This is a genomic window from Zhihengliuella sp. (assembly GCF_031178195.1).
Taxonomy (GTDB): Bacteria; Actinomycetota; Actinomycetes; order Actinomycetales; family Micrococcaceae; genus Zhihengliuella.
In genome coordinates this window covers 155,179-174,026 of the sequence record NZ_JAPSJL010000007.1, presented here as the reverse complement: position 1 = coordinate 174,026, position 18,848 = coordinate 155,179, and the positions used below count along the sequence as shown (strand labels likewise).

Genomic DNA, 18,848 nt, shown 5'->3' with positions numbered 1-18,848 from the left:
TACGGCGGTCACAGCGTGGGGGAAACGCCCGGTCCCATACCGAACCCGGAAGCTAAGACCCACAGCGCCGATGGTACTGCACTCGGGAGGGTGTGGGAGAGTAGGTCGCCGCCGGACAACCATTACAACTCAGGCCCCCGCAGAAATGCGGGGGCCTGAGCCATTTAACCCACCCAACACCACAGCGGGGGACGACCGCACCGGCGTTCCGCCCCGAGCTCCGTGCGGCCCGGCCCAGCCGGCGGGCCAGGGCCGCCTCGTGCCCCGGTGCCCGGCTCAACTGCCCGCCGCCGCTGCCCGCCGCCGCTGCCCGCCTCGTTCCTCCTCGAGCCACCCCCGGATCGCAGTATCGTGGGGGCATGACCGGTCTGTTCTCGCATGCACCCCAGGAGCCCGACGACGACGCGGCGGGCGCCACGCCCCTCCCAGCGAGGACTGCAGCGGTGCATGTCCCCGTCGACGCCGAGCACGCCTTCGAGGGCTTCACCGAGTACATCCACCTCTGGTGGCCGGCAGGCCGCCATTCCCGCCTCGGCGTCGGTAGCCACTTCAGTCTCGATCGTGACGGGCTCCAGGAGGAGGACGACGCCGGACAGGTGCAGATCTGGGGCGAACTCGGCCGTGCCGAGCCTCCGGGCCTCCTGGAGCTGCGCATCCTGCACCCCAGGGAGCAGGCGGCGCCGACTGATCTGCGCCTTCACTTCGTCGACGCCGGCGGCGCCGGAACCGACGTCCGCCTCGAGCAGAGCGGCTGGGCCGCCGGACGGGCGGGGGAGCTGCAGTACGCAGCCTCCGACCACTGGAGCGACGTCCTGGAGGCCTACGCGCGCTTCATGGGCGCAGGCTGACGGACGCGCCGCCGTGCCGGGAACTGGAAGTATCCGCGGGTCCGGGTGATGGGCCGCGTCCGCGGATTGAGCGCATCCCCACCCGCTCCGCCGGCGAACACGGGGAGGGCCGCCGATTATGAGAATGCGCCGGGAATGAGTAAGCTATTGGAGGTTGCTAACGCACCGGGGTGTAGCGCAGCTTGGTAGCGCGCCTCGTTCGGGACGAGGAGGTCGCAGGTTCAAATCCTGTCACCCCGACCACTAGCAAAGGCGAGGGCCGACTCCACGGAGTCGGCCCTCGCCTTTTGTGCACGTACCTTTCGGTACCGCTCCCGTTGTTCGGTGCCGCCTGTTGTCTCATTCCGGTCGCCGGCACGGATCTCGTGCTCCGCGGGCGTCGGGACTACGGGCGGGGCGGGGGAGCGGTGGTCGAGCGCGCGATGAACTCCGTGGGGTAGAACCCGTCGGTGGGGTCCCGTTCGAGCTCGCGCTCGCCCAGGAGCTCCAGGATCTTCCGGACGGCCCAGATGCCCTGGCTGCGGGCGTCCTGACTGAACGTGGTCAGTCCGAACAGCTCGCTGAGATCGTGCCCGTCCATGCCGACCACGGAGAAGTCGCCGGGCACGTCGATGCCGAAGTCGCGCGCCGCCAGGAGCGCGCCGAACGCCATCTCGTCCGAGGCGCAGACCACTGCAGTGGGCCGTTCGCGGGGCATCGAGAGCAGACTGCGGATCTTGCGGTAGGCGCCCTCGGTGGTGAAGTTGGCCGCGAGCAGCCATTCTGGCCGCACCTCCAGGTTCGCCTGGTCCAGGGCGTACTCGAACCCGTCCTGCCGTGCCGTGGTGAGCTTGAAGTCGACGTCGAACTCCTCGGAGCCGCCTAGGAACGCGATCCGCGTGTGGCCCAGCTCGATGAGATGCTCGGTCAGGAGCGCCGTCGTGTTGAAGTCGTCCACACGGATGGTCGCGATCTCCGGGATGAAACCGCCGATGGCGACGACGGGCTTGTCCACGGAGGCGAGCTGGCGCACCTCGTTGTCGCTGAGCTTGAGCGTGACGGTGATGACCGCGTCGAGCCGCTTGCGCAGCAGCAGGTCGGAGAACACCGAGACGCGGTGCTGCTCCTGCCCGCCCGTGTCGTAGAGGGTGAGATCGTAGCCTGCGCTGATGAGCTCGCCGGCGATGCCCTCGAGGACGGTGGAGAAGAACCAGCGACTGACGGTCGGGACCACCACGCCGATGTTCCGGCTCCGTCCCGACGCCAGCGACGACGCGTTGAAGGAGACCACGTAGCCGAGTTCCTCGGCTGCCTGCTGCACCCTGGCGCGCGTGGCCGGGGAGACCTTGCCGTTGCCACTCAGTGCGCGCGAGACGGTGGCGGCGGAGACCCCCGCGCGCTGGGCGACATCTTTAATTCCGGCCATCGACCGTATTCTTCCATCCAGCCCGGCACCGCATCAGACGGCGGCCCGCCCGCGTGTCAGGCACCGGCGTCCGGAAGACCGGCGACGTCCAGCCAGGCGGCGGCGTCCGGAGCGAGGACGCCGTCGGACGTCGCCCCGGGGACGCTCTCGAGGAGTATCCGTCCCGCCGGGAGCCGGATCGGGTCGGACCCGGTGTTCAGGACGACGACGGTGCTCCCGTTCCGGTAGGCCGCCACCTCGGAATCGGCGGTCCCGGCCGCCGATTCGAGCCAGGAGAGGTCGCCGAGGCCGAGCTCCCGCTCGGCGCGTGCCCGTAGGGCCGCCCGGTAGAGCTCGAGCGTCGAGCCCTCGTGTCCCGCCTGCGCGTTCCGGGCGTACGACGCCCAGGAGTCCGGCTGGGGCAGCCACGGCTCGGCCCCCGCGGGCTTGTGGGCGTCGGCGACGGTGCTGAAGCCGAAGGTCGGGGCGTCCGCGTGCCACGGCAGAGGCACGCGGCAGCCGTCGCGGCCGATCCGCTCGCCCCCGGTGCGGAGGAAGGTGGGGTCCTGACGCGCCTCGGCCGGCAGGTCGAGGTGGTCGGGGAGCCCGAGCTCCTCGCCCTGGTAGAGGTACATCCCGCCGGGCAGGCCGAGGGTGAAGAGCGTGGCCGCGCGGGCCCGGCGCAGGCCGAGCTCCTCGTCCGGGCGCCGGGACTGCGGCGCGATGCCGTCGCCGACGTGCCCCGCCGCACCGAGGCCGAAGCGGCTGGTGTGCCGGGACGTGTCGTGGTTGGACAGCACCCAGGTGGTCGGCGCGCCGACGGCGTCGAAGGCCTTGAGCGAGCGCTCGACCGTGCCCTTGAACGAGGCGGCGCCCCAGCCCATGCCCAGGTAGTCGAAGTTGAAGGTCTGGTGCATCTCGTCGCGGCGCACCCAGTGCGCCATCGTCTCGACGGGGTGGGCGTTGGCCTCCCCACAGAGGATCCGCTCGCCGTCGTACTCCTCCAGCACCTTCCGCCACTCGCGGAAGATCTCGTGGACGCCGGCCCGCCCGAACATGGGCGCGTCGGAGAAGGGGTAGCCCTCCACGGGCCGGCCGTCGGGGCGGCCGTGCCAGTCGGGCAGCTCCGGCTCTTTGATGAGGGCGTGGGCGACGTCGACGCGGAACCCGCCGGCGCCGCGGTCCAGCCAGAAACGCAGGATGCGCTCGAACTCGGCGCGCACGTCCGGGTGGTCCCAGTTGAAGTCCGGCTGCGAGGAGTCGAAGAGGTGCAGGTACCACTGGCCGGGGGAGCCGTCGGGCTCGGTCACCCGCGTCCACGCCGGGCCGCCGAAGTGGGACTGCCAGTTGTTCGGCGGCAGCTCGCCGTCCTCGCCGCGGCCGTTGCGGAAGTGGAAGAGCGCGCGGGGGAGCGCGCCGGGACCGCCGGCCAGGGCCGCCTGGAAGAGCGCGTGCTGGTCCGAGCAGTGGTTGGGGACCAGGTCGACGATGATCCGCAGACCGAGGCGATCGGCCTCGGCGACCAGGTCGTCGAAGTCGTCGAGGGTGCCGAACAGCGGGTCGACGTCGCAGTAGTCGGAGACGTCGTAGCCGGCGTCGCGCTGGGGCGACCGGAAGAAGGGCGAGAGCCAGACCGCGTCGACCCCGAGGTCCGCGACGTGGTGGAGCTCGTCGGTGATGCCGCGGAGGTCCCCCATGCCGTCGCCGTCGGCATCGCGGAAGGACCGCGGGTAGATCTGGTAGATCACGGCGCGGCGCCACCACTCGTCGCGCGCGGCGGCCGCGTGGACGGGGCGCTCGGCGGCGAGGGCGGGCGGAAGCGAGGCTGCGGTCGTCATGCTGCCCATGCTAACGGCAACCCGAGCGCTCTGGAAGCGTTTTCCAGAAAGCATCCCCCGAAATGGCGTGGTTTATCCCGCGGTGGACGGAAGTCATGTAAGCGCTTACACTTGTGTCTTGCATCACTTGGCGTCGTGCGGGCCCTCCCGTGTCGACCCACCATCGGGGATGCGGAATCGACGAACAAGGAGCTCACCCATGAAGGTGCACACTCGTACCATCAGCCGCCGGTCGGCGGCACTCGGGGCGCTGGGCGTCTCGGCCGTCCTGGCGCTCTCCGCTTGCGGGGGCAGCACGGAGCCTGCGGAGACGACGGCGGCCTCCGGGTCCGCCGCGGCCGGCGACACCACGCTGACCATGTGGACCGACGCCGAGCGGGCGCCGGCCCTGGAGGGCATCGCGGCGCAGTTCGAGGAGGAGAAGGGCATCGCCGTCGACCTGGTGGTCAAGGACTTCGCCGCCGTGCGCGACGACTTCATCACCCAGGCCCCGACCGGCAAGGGCCCCGACGTCCTGGTCGGCCCGCACGACTGGCTGGGCACGCTCGTGCAGAACGGCGTCGTCGCACCCGTCCAGCTCGGGGACAAGGCCGGTGAGTTCAGCGAGGCCTCCGTCCAGGCCATGACGTACGAGGGCCAGACTTACGGCGTGCCCTACAGCGTCGAGAACATCGCCCTGATCCGGAACACCGCCCTCGTGGGCGAGGCGCACGAGGACTTCGCCGACGTCGTCGCGGCCGGCCAGGCGGCCGTCGACGCCGGCGACGCCGAGTTCCCCTTCCTCGTGGGGCTCGATCCCAAGCAGGCCGATCCCTACCACATGTACCCGCTGCAGACCTCGTTCGGCGCCCCCGTCTTCGAGCGCGGCGAGGACGGCTCCTACGACGTCAGCAAGCTCGCGATGAACAACGACGGCGGGAAGGACTTCGCCCAGCTCCTCGCCGACCACGGCGACCAGGGGACCGGGGTGTTCAACTCCAACATCACCGGCGACATCGCCAAGGAGAAGTTCGCCGCGGGGGCCTCGCCCTACTTCCTCACGGGACCGTGGAACATCCCCGTCATCGAGGAGGCCGGCATCGACTTCGCCGTCGACCCGCTGCCGAAGGCCGGCCCGGAGGCCGCCCAGCCGTTCATCGGCGTCAACGGGTTCTTCGTCTCCGCGCACAGCAAGAACCAGCTGGCGGCCAACGAGTTCGTCGTCAACTACCTCAGCACCGAGGCTGCGCAGGACGCGCTCTTCGACCAGGGCGGACGCCCGCCGGCCCTGAACGCCTCCTTCGAGAAGGCCGCCTCCGACCCCGTGGTCGCGGCCTTCGGCGAGATCGGCGCGGACGGCGTGCCGATGCCGGCTGCCCCGGAGATGCAGGCGGTGTGGGCCGACTGGGGGGCCACCGAGCTGAGCCTCATCAAGGGCAACGCGGCCGATCCGGCGGCGGCCTGGGAAGAGATGAGCCAGAACATCGAAGCCAAGTTCGAGGGCTAGGACCAGAGCGTGCGCGGTGAATCGACCCCGAACGGGGCCGTCCGTCCGGCCGCGGGAGCGCCTCGGGGCGCCTCCCGCGGCCCGGACGGGCTGATCGGAATCCTGACCAAGATCGTCCTGCTGGGCCTCGTCGACGCGGCGGCGGCCTACGGGCTGTTCCAGCTGGCCGTCAGCGAGGAGTGGGCGGTCTTCGCGATCAGCCTCCTGGTGACCCTGGCCATCAACTGGATCTATCTGGGTAAGAAGAACCTGCCGGCCAAGTACTTGGCCCCCGGTCTGATCTTCCTGCTCGTGTTCCAGGTGTTCGTGATGTTCTACTCGACCTACATCGCGTTCACGAACTACGGCGACGGCCACAACTCCACCAAGGAGGACGCCGTCCACGCCATCCAGCTCTCGGCGCTGGAGCGCGTGCCCGATTCACCGCAGTACGCGGCCACCGTGGTCGAGGACGGCGACGAGCTCCTCCTGCTCGTCACCGACCCGACCGGCCAGGTCAGCCTCGGCGGGCCTGAGCAGCCGCTCGAGCCCGTCGAGGAGCCGGTCGAGCGCGACGCCACCGGCAAGGCCGTGGCGATCGAGGGCTACGAGACGCTGCAGTTCGCCGACCTGCTGAACCGGCAGGCCGACGTCGCGGAACTCGTGGTCCCGCTCAGCGACGACCTCGAGGACGGGACGCTGCGCACCCAGGACGGCTCCACCGCCTACGTGTTCAAGCCCCGGCTGACCTACGACGCCGAGGCCGACACCTTCACGAACACCTCCACCGGCGTCGTCTACTCCGACTCCGGCGAGGGCACCTTCCGCTCCGCCGACGGCCAGGAGCTCGGGGTGGGCTGGAAGATCCACGTCGGCCTCGAGAACTTCGAGCGCGCCTTCACCGACGCCGACCTGCGCGGCCCACTGCTGCAGGTGGTGCTCTGGACGTTCGCGTTCGCCTTCCTCTCCGTCCTGACGACGTTCGCGCTGGGGCTCTTCCTGGCGATCGCGTTCAACCGGGCGGACCTCCGGGGCAAGCGGATCTACCGGGTGCTGATGATCCTGCCCTACGCCTTCCCGGCGTTCCTCTCCGGCCTGGTCTGGTCCGGCCTCCTCAACCCGCAGTTCGGCTTCATCAACAACGCCCTGCTCGGCGGCGCCGACATCGCCTGGCTGACGGACCCCTGGATGGCGAAGTTCTCGGTCCTGCTGGTGAACCTGTGGCTCGGCTACCCGTACATGTTCCTGGTCTGCACGGGCGCCCTGCAGTCCCTCCCGCCGGACGTGGAGGAGGCCGCGCGGATGGACGGTGCCGGCGCCTGGAGAATCTTCACCGCGATCAAGCTGCCGCTGCTGCTCGTCTCGCTCGCCCCGCTGCTGATCTCCTCGTTCGCGTTCAACTTCAACAACTTCAACGTGATCTACATGCTCACGGGCGGCGGGCCGCGGTTCGGGGGCACGACCTTCGACATCGGTGCCACGGACATCCTCATCACGATGGTCTACAAGGTCGCCTTCGGCACCGGCACCGGCCGCGACTACGGACTGGCCAGCGCCCTCGCGATCATCATCTTCATCGTGGTGGCGGTCGTCTCCACGATCAGTTTCCGCCGGACCAAGGCGCTGGAGGAGATCAACTGATGACTACGCACACCACCACACGCGAGCCGGGCGTCGGCGTCCCGGAGGTCCGGATGCCGTTCGGGCGCTGGGTCCGGGAGAAGGGCTGGAGGCACGCGGTGGCCGTCCTGGCCACGCTGTTCTCCATTTTCCCGCTGGTCTACGTCCTGTCGGCCGCCCTGAATCCCACGGGGACCATGGCGGGGGCGACGAGCCTGTTCACGAATGTCGGCTTCGGCAACTTCGAGGCCCTCTTCGCCAACGAGCAGCGCCCCTTCGCCCGTTGGTTCGTCAACACCCTCGTGATCGGCGTCGTCACCAGCGCTGCCACCGTCTTCCTCGGGGCGCTCGCTGCCTACGCGTTCTCCCGCATGCGTTTCGCGGGCCGTCGGTTCGGGCTCCTGACCCTCCTGCTGCTGCAGATGTTCCCGCAGCTGCTCGCCGTCGTCGCGATCTTCCTGCTGCTGAACTTCATCGGCGACATCTTTCCGGCGCTCGGACTGGGAAGCATGCTTGGATTGATCATGGTCTACCTGGGAGGGGCGCTCGGCGTGAACACGTATTTGATGTACGGGTTCTTTAACACCGTGCCCAAGTCCCTCGACGAGTCGGCCCGGATCGACGGCGCCTCGCACGCGCAGGTCTTCTTCCGGATCGTCATGCCGCTGGTCACGCCCATCCTCGCGGTCGTCGGGCTGCTGGCGTTCATCGGCATCTCGAGCGAGTTCGTGATCGCCTCCGTCGTGCTGACCGACCCGGACTCGCAGACGCTCGCCGTCGGCCTGTACTCGTACGTGGCCCAGCAGCGCAGCGAGAACTGGGGCGTCTTCGCCGCCGGCGCCGTCATCGCCGCCATCCCGGTCATGGCCCTGTTCCTGTTCCTCCAGCGGTACATCACGTCCGGCCTGACCGCCGGCAGCGTCAAGGGGTAGCCATGTCCGGCAGCGTCCGCCCGTCCAGCAGCGACCGGCCGTCCGGCCCGTTCGCGAGGGTCCCGCTCAGCGCGTGGCCGCACCACGACGGGTCGGAGCTGCACGTCGGCGAGCTGTTCCCGGCGCTGCGGGACCGCGTCCCGGTCCGCCTGCGCATCCCGCGCGCCCTGAGCGCGGCCCTCGGCCCCCTCGAGGGCGTGTGGCTGCGCAGCCTCCGGGACTTCGAGCCCCACTACGACGCCGCGGCCGCCACGGCCGGTGACGCTGCGGCGTCGTCGTGGGACTGGTACGAGGCCGACCTCCTGCTGGTCAACCCGGTTCAGCGGTACCGCTGGCTGGTCCGCGCCGGCGGGCGGGCGTACTGGCTCAACGCCGCCGGATTCTGGGACCGCGACGTGGGCGATGCGCACGACTTCCGCCTCACCGCGCACGACGGGCGGCAGACCCCGGACTGGGCCCACCGTGCGGTGATGTACCAGGTGTTCCCGGACCGCTTCGCGCGCTCCGAGCAGGCGGACCGGCACCCGGTGCCGGAGTGGGCCATCGCCTGCGACTGGGACACCACCGAGGTGATCGGCCAGGGGCCGCAGACGCCGTACCAGTTCTTCGGCGGGGACCTGCCCGGGATCACCGAGCGGCTCGACCACCTGGTGGGGCTCGGCGCCACCGTCCTCTACCTGACGCCCCTCTTCCCGGCCCGGTCCAACCACCGGTACGACGCGTCGTCGTTCTGCGGCATCGACCCGCTCCTGGGTGGCGACGAGGCGCTGGTCGAGCTGGTCCGGGCCGCCCACGCGCGCGGGCTCAGAGTCATCGGCGACCTCACCACCAACCACTCGGGCGCGGCCCATGAGTGGTTCCGCGCCGCGCGGGCCGACCCGCGCTCGCCGGAGGCCGACTTCTACTACTTCAGCGCCGACCACAGCACCTACGAGGCGTGGCTCGGCGTGGACTCGTTGCCCAAGCTCAACTGGCGCTCCGAGGGGCTGCGCCGCCGGTTCGTGCTCGACGACGACGCGATGGTGGCCCGCTGGCTGCAGCCGCCCTTCGACCTCGACGGGTGGCGGATCGACGTGGGGAACATGACCGGCCGGCTGGGCCGCGACGACCTGAACCACGAGGTCGCGGCGCTTCTGCGCGACCGCGTCGGCGAGGTCAAGCCGGACGCGCTGCTCCTGGCCGAGTCCACCTCCGACGCCGCCGCCGACTTCCAGGGCGACACCTGGCAGGGCGCCATGACGTACACGAACTTCACGCGGCCGCTCTGGCACTGGCTGGCCGACGCGCCCGAGGCGCTCGCCGGCCGCGAGCCGTGGTTCTTCGGAGTGCCGCCGGGGGCCACGGACCAGACGCCGGCGGAGACGTTCCTGGTGACCCATCTGGACTTCGTCTCGGGGTTCCCGTGGACGGTCCGGCGGTGCAACCTGAACGCCCTGGACACCCACGACACCGCCCGGGCCGCCGAGATCCTGCTCCCGGGCGGCCAGTCCGTGGGCGTCCTGCTCCAGTACACGATGCCGGGAATCCCCATGGTCTTCATGGGGGACGAGTTCGGCCTGACGGGGTGGAACGGGGAGGCCTCGCGCACCCCGATGCCCTGGCGCGAGCTCGAGTGTCCGGAGGGCGAGCGCCGGCGGATCCGCGAGGACCTGCGCGGTCTCTACGGGGCGCTGGGGTCGTTGCGTGCCGGCAGCCCGGCGCTGCTCGACGGCGGCATCCGGTGGCTCCACGCCGAGGGCGACGTCCTGGTCTTCATCCGCGAGCACGCCGAGCAGTCGGCCCTCGTGGTCGCCGCGAGGGCGGCCTTCCAGATCGAGCTCCCGCCCGCGGCCGTGGGCACGGCAGCGAGGGGGGTGTGGGAGCACGCGCTCGACGTCGGTCCCGGGGTCTGGGCCCTCCGGGACGGGGACGCCGTCGTGCTCGAAGGGGCCGGCGGGCCGTGCGGAGCCGTCTGGCTCCTGCCCGGCGTCCGCCGACCGCACGCCGCGTGAGGGACCGGGGTTAACGGAACCGGGGCCGGCCACCGTGACGGTGGCCGGCCCCGAGCCGGGACGCCGCAGCAGCGGCGTGGCGACTAGTCGATGCGGTTGCCGGTCGCGTTGTCGAAGCGGTGCAGGCGCTCGGCCGGGGCGTGGACCTTGAGGGTCTCGCCCATCTTGACCTGCGCGCGGCCGTCGAGGCGGACCACGAACTCGTGCTCCTCACCGTTGATCTGCGTGCGGCCGTACGCGAAGGCGTCCGAGCCGAGCTCCTCGACGACGTCGACGACGACGTCCCAGGTGTGCTCGTCGACGCTCGAGTCGCTGACCAGCTTGAGGTCCTCGGGGCGGACGCCGACGGTCTGGGTGCCCTCGTCCACGAGGTTCATGGCGGGGGAGCCGATGAAGCCGGCGACGAAGACGTTGGCCGGGCGGTCGTAGAGATTGCGCGGGGTGTCGACCTGCTGCAGCAGGCCGTCCTTCAGCACGGCGACGCGGTCGCCCATGGTCATGGCCTCGACCTGGTCGTGGGTGACGTAGACCGTGGTGACGCCCAGGCGGCGGGTCAGGGACGCGATCTGCGTGCGGGTCTGGACACGGAGCTTGGCGTCCAGGTTGGACAGCGGCTCGTCCATGAGGAAGACCTGCGGGGAGCGGACGATCGCGCGGCCCATGGCGACGCGCTGGCGCTGGCCGCCGGAGAGGGCCTTCGGCTTGCGGTCCAGGTACTGGGTGAGGTCCAGGAGGCGGGCGGCCTCCTCGATGCGCTTGCGGCGCTCATCCTTGTCGACGCCGGCGATCTTCAGGGCGAAGCCCATGTTGTCGGCGACGGACATGTGCGGGTAGAGCGCGTAGTTCTGGAACACCATGGCGATGTCCCGGTCCTTGGGGGCGACGTCCGTGACATCGCGGTCGCCGATGAGGATGCGTCCCGCGTTGACGTCCTCCAGGCCCGCGAGCATGCGCAGCGTGGTGGACTTTCCGCAGCCGGACGGGCCGACGAGGACGAGGAACTCGCCGTCGGCGATCTCCAGGTTGAGCGAGTCCACCGCGGGCGTGGTGCTGCCCGGGTACAGACGGGTGGTGTTGTCGAAAGTGACCGTAGCCATGATGATTCCCTTCACCGGCAGGTACGTGCCGGACGATCCGTTGTGAATGGGCCCTCAGTCTGTGAGGGTAGTCACAAGTGTCGCACAGCCCGCAGCAGTTCCAGAAACTCCGTCACGTCATCCAAGGTCTCGAGCCGGTAGCCGGCGGCGGTCGCGCCGTCGCCGACCTTGACCCCGAGGTCGCCCTCCGCGAGCACGGCGAACCCGTGCTCGTCGGTCACGTCGTCGCCGACGAAGACGGTCGCGTCGGCTCCCGTGCCGTCCCGCAGCCACGCCAGGCCGATCCCCTTGTCCACCCGCACGACGGCGGCCTCCAGGACCGCCTTGCCCTCGGTCGCCTTCACGTCGCGGTCCGCGAGCGCCGTGCGCCCGGCCTCGAGGGCGGCGGCGCCGTCCTCGTCCGAGCACTGGCGGACGTGGAGCACCACGCCCGAGGGCTTGTGCTCGAGCCGGGCGCCGGGGAACCGCTCGGCCACGCGGCGCAGGGCGTCGGTGGTCCGGTCCAGCTCGGCGGCCTGGGCCTCGGTGAGGGTGAGCGGTTCCTCCCCGGCGGCCGGGCTGTAGCGCTCGGCCCCGTGGCTGCCGACCAGCCAGGTCCCCGCCGGCGGCGAGGCGGTGGCACGCAGGCTGGACAGGTGGCGGCCGGAGAGCAGCGCCGTCGTCGTCCTGCGCTCCGGCGCCGCTGATCCGGGACCGGGCGTGGACGACGACCCTTCGCCGCCGCCCGTGGCCGCTGCAGGGCCGTCGTCGGCTCCGGCCGCCAGGGCTCGCAGCGCGGCCGCGGAGCCGGGCAGGGGGCGGGCGTCCTCCGGGCGGGGGACGAACGGGGCCAGGGTGCCGTCGAAGTCGAGGGCGACGAGCAGGTGCGGGACGCCGGCGAGGGCCTCGACGGCGGCCCTGAGCTTCTCCGGGACCGGCATGTCAGCGCTCCTGGTGGACGTCGGGCTCGGTGTCCGGCTCCTGGTCCCGGTCGCCGGCGCCCGTGGTGCGGTTCTCCGTGCGGTGCGCCGAGTCCGCCGGGTCGGCCGAGAGCGACTTCAGGAAGCGGCGGGACCAGCGGCTGACGTCGTTCGTGGAGATCTGCCGGCGCATGATGCGCATCCGGCGCTGGGCCTCCGTCCGGGGCATCCGGACCGCCTCGATGATGCGCTCCTTGAGGGCGTCGATGTCGTGCGGGTTGACCAGCAGCGCGTGCTTGAGCTGGTCCGCGGCGCCGGCGAACTCGGAGAGGATCAGGGCGCCCCGGCTGTCCACGTGCGCTGCGACGAACTCCTTGGCGACCAGGTTCATGCCGTCGCGCAGGGCGGTGATCAGCATGACGTCCGAGGCCAGATAGAGGGCCACCATCTCCTCGAACGGATAGGAATGGTGCAGGTAGCGGACGGCCGTGTGGCTCATCGTGTCGTGCTCACCGTTGATGCGGCCGACCGTCAGCTCGATCTCGTCGCGGAGCTCCTTGTACTTCTCCACGCGCTCGCGGCTCGGACTCGCCACCTGCACCAGCGTGGCCTCGCCGACCTCCAGCCGCCCGTCCTCGAGGAGCTCGTCGAACGCCTTGAGGCGGTGGCCGATGCCCTTCGTGTAGTCCAGCCGGTCCACGCCCAGCAGGACCACGTCCGGATTCCCGAGTCCGCGCCGGATCTCCTTGGCGCGCGCCTGCACCTTGGGGTCGTTGGCGAGCTTGGCGACGGTCTCGGCGTCGATGGAGATCGGGTGGGCCTCGGCCCGGGAGATATGGGTGAGCCTGCCCTCCTCGTCCTGGACGTGGACCTGCTGCCCGCGGATGGTGTAGCCGAGGATGCGGCGCACCGCGCCCATGAAGTTGGAGGCGTCGGAGGCGCGCTGGAAGCCGATGAGGTCGGCGCCGAGCAGCCCCTCGAGCACGCGGTGGCGCCAGGGCAGCTGGGCGAAGATCTCCACCGGGGGGAAGGGGATGTGGTTGAAGAAGCCGATGCGCAGGTCCGGTCGGGCCGCCCGCAGCATCTTGGGGACCAGCTGCAGCTGGTAGTCCTGCACCCACACGGTCGCGCCCTCGGCGGCGACCGCCGCCGTCGCATCGGCGAAGCGCTGGTTGACGCGCCGGTAGCTGTCCCACCACGTCCGGTGGTACTCCGGCGTCACGATGACATCGTGGTAGAGCGGCCAGAGGGTCGAGTTGGAGAAGCCCTCGTAGTAGAGGCTGACCTCCTTCTGGGTGAGCTCGACCGGGACGATCTGGATGCCGTCGTTCTCGAACGGCTCGAGCTGCTCGTCGGGGGCGCCGTGCCAGCCCACCCAGGCGCCGTCGGCGGCGGTCATCACGGGGGCCAGCGCCGTGACCAGTCCGCCGGGGGAGCGCTTCCACGAGGCCTCGCCGTCGTCGTTCACGACCCGGTCGACGGGGAGGCGGTTGGCCACGACGACGAAGTCGAACTGCTGCTCGGGGGTCTGGTCCTGGGTGGAAGCGGACATGCATTCTCCTCGTTCGGGTTGGATCAAGCACCGTCCCCCTGAGCCTATAGCGTCCACTAATATGGCGGGAGCACGCCAACGTTCAGCCGACAGATAAGGATGTTCCCAGCATGGCTGAGTCCCCGAAACGACCGAGCAAGGCCGAGCGGACCTCGTCCGCCCGCGAGGCGGCCCGCAAGCTCCATGAGGAGGAGCAGGCGAAGGCGAAGCGCAAGTCGCTGCTGGTCAAGCTCGGCGTCGTGGGCGCCATGGTGCTCATCGTGGCTCTCGTGATCATGATCGTCGTGCAGAACCGCAACGCGGAGATTCCCGAGTCGGGGCCGATCCCGCCGGGCGGCAACGAGCACGGCGGCATCGTCCTGGTCTCCGACGGCGAGGGCGGCACCACGGTGGACCCCGAGCTGACCGGTGAGCGGACCATCGGCCTCGACCAGGTCGGCGAACCCCTCCCGCAGGACGCGCCGCCCGCGCCGCGCGGGGTCGAGGAGACGGCCGAGAGCCAGCCGCCCGTGCTGACGGTCTACGTGGACGTGAACTGCCCGCACTGCTCCCAGTTCGAGGGCCAGTACGGCGAGCAGCTCGAGGAGAAAGCCGCCAACGGCGACATCGCCCTCGAGTACCGCAACGTCGCCTTCCTCGACGGCAACTCCTCCACCAACTACTCCTCCCGCGGCGCCAATGCCCTGGCCTGCGTGGCCGACCAGGCGCCAGGGGCCTACATGGACTTCGCCGCCGCGCTCATGGCGCAGCAGCCGGAGGGCGAGCTGGACAACGCCGGCCTGGCCGCGCTGGCCGCCGAGAACGGCGCCGAGGGCCTCGAGGACTGCATCGACTCCGGCACGTACCGTCCGTTCGCCCAGTTCACGGACGCGGCTGCCCGCGCCGACAACGTCCCGGGCACGCCGAGCGTGTGGCTCAAGGGCGAGGAATGGGACATGCAGGGCCAGCCCGACTTCACGGCCTGGCTCGAGGAGCGCCTGGGCTGACGTCCGGCGGGATCCCCGCCGCGCAGCGGCGCGCGGGGCACGACGGCGGTGATTCGCCGCCGTCGTGCCCGGTGGGTTAATCTGGACGGGCCGCCGCCGCCCGCGGCGCGGCACTCCTCCCGCCCCCTTAGCTCAGCTGGCCAGAGCATCTGTCTTGTAAACAGAGGGTCGCCGGTTCGAATCCGGCAGGGGGCTCACAGCGCAGACGCCGAAGGGCCGCCGCCTCCCTGCCCGGGAGGCGGCGGCCCTTCGCGTCTCCTCCGGGCGGTCAGCGCGAGGGCAGATCCCGGGTCGCCGGGCCCTCGAGCACCTCGCCGTCCGGGGTGAAGCGCGAGCCGTGCAGCGGGCAGTCCCAGGTGCGCTCGGCGTCGTTCCAATTGAGCACTCCGCCGAGATGCGTGCACACCGCCGAGACCCGGCAGACCCGGCCGCCGACCTTCGCGACCGCCACCGGCGCCACGCCCTGACGGTGCACCAGCCCCTGCCCCTCCTCGGGCAGGGTGCCGGCGGCCGCGCCTCGGCGGGAGGCCGCGGGTCGGTCGGCAGGGGTCTCGGCGGGGTCGGCCGGCGGCACAGCGGCGCCGTCGGAGCGGCTCTCCTCCGCCTCGCTGTCCTCCGAGCGGGACGTCTCCGCGGAGACCCAGCCCGAGGCCAGGTGTGCGGCGACCTTGGCGTTGATCTTCAACGCGTCGGCGATGCCGCCGAGCGTCGGAGCGTGGTCGTAGAGCGTGTCGGCCCAGTCGGACCTGCCGTCGAGGATGTGCGAGGCCAGGGACAGCGCCGCCGCGACCCCGTTGGTCAGGCCCCACTTGTTGAAGCCGGTCGCCACGTGGATGCGCCGGCCGCTGCCCGGAAGCGCGCCGACGATCGGCGCCAGTCCCGTGGCCCGGTAGTCCTGCGCGGACCAGCGGTGCGTCCGCTCGGCCCCCGGGAACTGCTGCCGCACCCACTCGTCGAGCTCGGCGACCAGCGCTGCGGGCGAGCCGCGGCGACCCACCGGGTACCCGTTGCCGCCGACCACCAGGGCCTCGCCGCCCTGCGGATCCGGTGCGGTGCGCAGCGTCCGCCCCGGCTGGTCCACGGAGAGGTACATGCCCTGCGGGAGCGGGGCGGAGCCCGGGAGCCGGTAGGCGGCCGCGTTCGAGCGCAGCGGCTCCAGACGCGCGAAGTCCAGGCCCCGGTTCAGGATCGGCGTGCCCGTGGCCAGCACCACCTGGTCCGCCTGGACGCGGCCCAGGGACGTCGTGAGGGTCACGCGCTCGCCGGCGACTCGCGGCGCGTCGACGTCGCGCACCCGCACGCCCTCCACCAGCACGCCGCCGTGGGCCCGCAGGTCGGCGGCCAGCGCCACGAGCACGGGCAGGGGGTCGATCTGCGCCTGCCCGTCCAGCCGCAGCGCGCCGGCGGTGGCATACGGCAGGCCCACATCCTCGGTGTAGTGAACGTCCAGGCCGACCTCGCGCGCGGCGTGCAGCTCGGGTTCCAGGATCTCGAGCCCCGAGGGGGTGGTCGCGTACGTGTAGGCGGGGCGCCGCTGGTAGGCGACCTCGTGCTCGTCCAAGTAGCGGGTCAGCCATGCCTGGCCCTCACGGTTCGCCTCGACGTACGCCTGCACGACGTCGGCGCCCGCCTTCCGCTTCAGGCTGGACAGGACCGTCCCCTGCAGCAGGCTGACCTTGCCGGTGGTGTGCCCGGTGGTGACGGCACCGACGTGCCGGGCCTCCAGGACGGCCACCGTCACGCCGGAGCGGGCGAGCAGCAGCGCCGTCGTCAGCCCGGTGATCCCGGCTCCGACCACCACGGCGTCGTAGACGGCGTCCGGTTCGAACGGCTCCGGATGGGCCGGGTCGACGCCGGTCGAGCTGCGCGCGCCGTGCGCGGCGGTGGCCCGCGACAGCCAGAGCGACGTGCTCTCGGGTATGGGCGCATCGGGTGTTGTCATGGCGGACTCCCCTCGGAATGGCTCGCGGCAGAAACCCGCGGGTGTGACCTGTGACCGAGCGTACGCCGGTTCGCCGGGTCGGTTCCAGAGGTCGGCCGGGAACCGGGGGTCGGCTCCCGGGGCGGGGAGAGGAGGACGAGGCGGGGAGAGAGGGGACCAGAGGAGGACGAGACCGTCGGGAGCCGCCACGCCGTATTCCCCGCAGCGCCTGCTGGCTGCCGGGGGCGGCACTCAGTAGATTGAGCAGCATGGCCCTCACACTCGCCGTCATCCCGCGCGATTCGGAAGCATCCCCCGCCCGCCCGCTCGAAGCGCTCCTCGCGTCCGTGGCGGACGCGGCCCGGCCCCTGCTCGGCCCGCGCTACCGCGCCGAGCCGACCGTCCGCCCGGACCTCAGCATCAACGGCGGGGCCGTGGCGCAGTGGACCGCCGACGGGGAGTCCGACGTCTTCTACACGCTCAAGGGCCGCTGGGCCGCGAGCAGCTCGCCGCGCACGGCGACCCCGCTCTGGCGCGCGATGGCCTCCGGGAGCGGCCAGCTGCGCTACTCCGACCCCGTGTGGGGCACCTACATGGCCGTGATCGGCGACAAGAGCACGGAACGCCTCTTCGCCTGGAACACCGTTCCGACTGTCGAGGCGGTGCACTACGCCCAGGATGCGGACTTCACGTACGTCTCCAACCGGCCGCTGCTGATCGCCCTGGCGATGAACGACGGCGAGCTGGCGCGCGTCGAGCTCGACGTCGAGGGATACCTTCCCGAGTACCTGAACTTCGGCTTCTCGATCGGCGGCGCGACGCCGTTCAAGGGCGTCACCACGCTGAAACCGCGCAGCACGCTCGCGGTGGTCGACGGCGAGATCGGCTTCGGGCCAGCACCGGTGGCGGACCGGATCGAGCTGGTGGAGCAGGAGAACGAGCGGCACACCGGTGCAGCCGAGCTCGCCGATGCATTCCAGGCCGCCACCCGCCGCTGCGTGGACCGGCGCTACTCGGACCAGGTCCAGCTGCGGCTGAGCGGTGGCCTGGACAGCCGGATCATCCTGGGTCTGCTCCGGGGCCATCCCACGCTCGAGGTGACTGCAGTGACGCAGGGCGGCCACGATTCGCCGGACGCCGCCGTGGCCGCGCTCCTCGCCGAGCGCGCCGGCGTGCCGCACCGGGTGGTCTACCCGGAGCTGACGGACGACGACGGGTTCGTCGAGTCCATGCGGCGCTCCATCTTCGAGTCCCAGGGCTTCATGCCGTCGGAGGCGCTGACCGCGCCGTACGCCGCCGCTGCGCCGATGAACGGACGCGAGATGCTGGCCGCCGGCCAGTGGCCGCTCTTCAAGGGCGTGCTCGACAAATCCGGCAAGAACACGCTCGACGAGGTGCGGGCCAAGCTCTTCGGCGTCGACGCACGGATGCTCAACGCTGAGTTGAACGGCAGGACCCGTGGCGCCGTGGCCGACTGGATGAGCAGCGTCCACGGGCTGAGCAATCTGGAGTACCTCTACGCCTACGCGCGCGACATCCGTTCCAGCCGGTATCTCCAGCCGCACAACATCCAGGTGGACCGGGTCAGCCAGATGATGTATCCGTTCCTCGACTCCCAGGTCGCCGCCGTGGCCGACGTCCTCCCCGCCATCAACCGCATGCGCAACATCTCCGCCTTCCTGGCGGTGGAGAAAGTCTGGCCCGAGGCCCTCCGGGTCCCGACGCCGGCCAACGGCCGCTTCCGCTTCGAGATCACTCAGCCGATGGAGGGCGTCTCCGGGCCGTACTACGAGGAGCGGATGGCCGTGGCCCCGCCCTACGCGGGCCCGGTCATCCGGCCCGCGGCCGTGGACCGGCCGGCGTTCCGGGACTATGTCGGCGACCCGTTCCGCTCCGTCGCCCGGTACCTGGTGGACAGTCCGCGCTACGCGGTCCTGCAGCCGCTCCTCGGCGAGCAGATGCAGGACATCGTGCGGCGGCTCACGGAGATGCCCGTCGGCGAGGCGCTCGCGCCCTACCCGGACCTGCCCCCGGCGCGGATCATCCGGCTGCGGCTCTGGCGGCTCATGCTCGCCGACCTGTGGCTCGAGCGCGGATGGATGACGCTGAGCGATTGACCGACCCGGATGTGCCCGGCACCGGCCCCGACCGATTTGGCGGCGGGGCCGGACTGCCGTTAAGATAGTGCGGTGCCTCATCGGGGGTGCGGAATTCCCGGATCTTTAGCTCAGTTGGTTAGAGCGTTCGCCTCACACGCGAAAGGTCGCTGGTTCGAGTCCAGTAAGATCCACCGAGCACGAGAGGGGCCCAGCCGT

13 protein-coding genes, 3 tRNA genes and 1 rRNA gene are annotated in these 18,848 nt (G+C 71.1%); 11 read left to right on the top strand and 6 right to left on the bottom strand.

Translation table 11 applies throughout. From position 1 onward, the window contains the following. The 3 genes from rrf (at window position 1) to RIN46_RS11285 (ending at window position 1,091) form a co-directional block, all read left to right on the top strand. Window positions 1-117: ribosomal RNA gene (gene rrf, locus RIN46_RS11295) — 5S ribosomal RNA — on the top strand. A gap of 242 nt (window positions 118-359) precedes the next feature. Next, on the top strand, window positions 360-848 hold the full coding sequence (locus RIN46_RS11290) for a hypothetical protein (protein WP_309081265.1): 489 nt from the start codon (window positions 360-362) through the stop codon (window positions 846-848). Between the two features lie 166 nt (window positions 849-1,014). Further along, a tRNA-Pro gene (locus tag RIN46_RS11285) sits at window positions 1,015-1,091 on the top strand. A gap of 142 nt (window positions 1,092-1,233) precedes the next feature. Here the strand turns inward: RIN46_RS11285 and RIN46_RS11280 are convergent. Together RIN46_RS11280 and RIN46_RS11275 are read right to left on the bottom strand one after the other, a co-directional pair. Next, window positions 1,234-2,253 carry a LacI family DNA-binding transcriptional regulator gene (locus tag RIN46_RS11280; protein WP_309081264.1) on the bottom strand — a complete coding sequence of 340 codons (1,020 nt, stop codon included), beginning with the start codon at window positions 2,251-2,253 and terminating at the stop codon, window positions 1,234-1,236. Window positions 2,254-2,309: 56 nt separating this feature from the next. After that, window positions 2,310-4,079, bottom strand: coding sequence for a glycoside hydrolase family 13 protein (locus RIN46_RS11275; RefSeq protein ID WP_375141870.1), 1,770 nt, complete (start codon window positions 4,077-4,079; stop codon window positions 2,310-2,312). 190 nt (window positions 4,080-4,269) lie between these two features. On the opposite strand from RIN46_RS11275, the gene RIN46_RS11270 reads away from it, so the two are divergent. Genes RIN46_RS11270 through RIN46_RS11255 form a run of 4 tightly spaced genes read left to right on the top strand, consistent with a single transcriptional unit; the run spans window position 4,270 to window position 10,078 of the window. Beyond that, entirely contained in the window at window positions 4,270-5,556 is a 1,287-nt protein-coding gene (locus RIN46_RS11270) for a maltose ABC transporter substrate-binding protein (RefSeq protein WP_309081262.1), read from the top strand. Window positions 5,557-5,565: 9 nt separating this feature from the next. Beyond that, complete coding sequence (locus tag RIN46_RS11265) at window positions 5,566-7,176, top strand: ABC transporter permease subunit (protein WP_309081261.1); 1,611 nt, start codon at window positions 5,566-5,568, stop codon at window positions 7,174-7,176. After that, the gene (locus RIN46_RS11260; RefSeq protein ID WP_309081260.1) at window positions 7,176-8,087 is read left to right on the top strand and encodes a sugar ABC transporter permease; all 912 of its coding nucleotides are present in this window, start codon (window positions 7,176-7,178) and stop codon (window positions 8,085-8,087) included. Before RIN46_RS11265 ends, RIN46_RS11260 begins: the two co-directional genes overlap by 1 nt. Window positions 8,088-8,089: 2 nt before the next feature. Then, entirely contained in the window at window positions 8,090-10,078 is a 1,989-nt protein-coding gene (locus RIN46_RS11255; protein WP_309081259.1) for a glycoside hydrolase family 13 protein, read from the top strand. 83 nt (window positions 10,079-10,161) lie between these two features. Here the strand turns inward: RIN46_RS11255 and RIN46_RS11250 are convergent, their stop codons facing one another. From RIN46_RS11250 to RIN46_RS11240, 3 genes are all read right to left on the bottom strand, one after another. Next, entirely contained in the window at window positions 10,162-11,175 is a 1,014-nt protein-coding gene (locus RIN46_RS11250; protein ID WP_309081258.1) for an ATP-binding cassette domain-containing protein, read from the bottom strand. Between the two features lie 71 nt (window positions 11,176-11,246). Then, window positions 11,247-12,095, bottom strand: coding sequence for a trehalose-phosphatase (gene otsB / locus RIN46_RS11245; RefSeq protein ID WP_309081257.1), 849 nt, complete (start codon window positions 12,093-12,095; stop codon window positions 11,247-11,249). 1 nt (window position 12,096) lies between these two features. Next, complete coding sequence (locus tag RIN46_RS11240; protein WP_309081256.1) at window positions 12,097-13,626, bottom strand: trehalose-6-phosphate synthase; 1,530 nt, start codon at window positions 13,624-13,626, stop codon at window positions 12,097-12,099. A gap of 110 nt (window positions 13,627-13,736) precedes the next feature. On the opposite strand from RIN46_RS11240, the gene RIN46_RS11235 reads away from it, so the two are divergent. Further along, window positions 13,737-14,612 (top strand): thioredoxin domain-containing protein, encoded by an 876-nt coding sequence (locus RIN46_RS11235; RefSeq protein WP_309081255.1) that lies wholly within the window; start codon window positions 13,737-13,739, stop codon window positions 14,610-14,612. A 121-nt stretch (window positions 14,613-14,733) separates the two neighbouring features. Continuing rightward, window positions 14,734-14,807 (top strand) — tRNA-Thr (locus RIN46_RS11230). Window positions 14,808-14,880: 73 nt separating this feature from the next. On the opposite strand, the gene RIN46_RS11225 is transcribed toward RIN46_RS11230, so the two are convergent. Beyond that, window positions 14,881-16,554, bottom strand: a complete 1,674-nt coding sequence (locus tag RIN46_RS11225) for an FAD-dependent oxidoreductase (RefSeq protein ID WP_309081254.1) — start codon at window positions 16,552-16,554, stop codon at window positions 14,881-14,883. Between the two features lie 248 nt (window positions 16,555-16,802). Between RIN46_RS11225 and RIN46_RS11220 the strand changes: the two genes are divergently transcribed. Both RIN46_RS11220 and RIN46_RS11215 read left to right on the top strand, forming a co-directional pair. Continuing rightward, window positions 16,803-18,650 (top strand): asparagine synthase-related protein, encoded by a 1,848-nt coding sequence (locus tag RIN46_RS11220; protein ID WP_309081253.1) that lies wholly within the window; start codon window positions 16,803-16,805, stop codon window positions 18,648-18,650. Window positions 18,651-18,749: 99 nt separating this feature from the next. Further along, window positions 18,750-18,823: transfer RNA gene (locus RIN46_RS11215), tRNA-Val, on the top strand. Window positions 18,824-18,848: the final 25 nt, after the last annotated feature.

Coding starts and splice junctions, on each gene's coding strand:
- RIN46_RS11290 (WP_309081265.1), top strand. CDS start 360: ATGACCGGTCTGTTCTCGCATGCACCCCAGGAGCCCGACGACGACGCG.
- RIN46_RS11280 (WP_309081264.1), bottom strand. CDS start 2,253: ATGGCCGGAATTAAAGATGTCGCCCAGCGCGCGGGGGTCTCCGCCGCC.
- RIN46_RS11275 (WP_375141870.1), bottom strand. CDS start 4,079: ATGGGCAGCATGACGACCGCAGCCTCGCTTCCGCCCGCCCTCGCCGCC.
- RIN46_RS11270 (WP_309081262.1), top strand. CDS start 4,270: ATGAAGGTGCACACTCGTACCATCAGCCGCCGGTCGGCGGCACTCGGG.
- RIN46_RS11260 (WP_309081260.1), top strand. CDS start 7,176: ATGACTACGCACACCACCACACGCGAGCCGGGCGTCGGCGTCCCGGAG.
- RIN46_RS11255 (WP_309081259.1), top strand. CDS start 8,090: ATGTCCGGCAGCGTCCGCCCGTCCAGCAGCGACCGGCCGTCCGGCCCG.
- RIN46_RS11250 (WP_309081258.1), bottom strand. CDS start 11,175: ATGGCTACGGTCACTTTCGACAACACCACCCGTCTGTACCCGGGCAGC.
- otsB (WP_309081257.1), bottom strand. CDS start 12,095: ATGCCGGTCCCGGAGAAGCTCAGGGCCGCCGTCGAGGCCCTCGCCGGC.
- RIN46_RS11240 (WP_309081256.1), bottom strand. CDS start 13,626: ATGTCCGCTTCCACCCAGGACCAGACCCCCGAGCAGCAGTTCGACTTC.
- RIN46_RS11235 (WP_309081255.1), top strand. CDS start 13,737: ATGGCTGAGTCCCCGAAACGACCGAGCAAGGCCGAGCGGACCTCGTCC.
- RIN46_RS11225 (WP_309081254.1), bottom strand. CDS start 16,554: ATGACAACACCCGATGCGCCCATACCCGAGAGCACGTCGCTCTGGCTG.
- RIN46_RS11220 (WP_309081253.1), top strand. CDS start 16,803: ATGGCCCTCACACTCGCCGTCATCCCGCGCGATTCGGAAGCATCCCCC.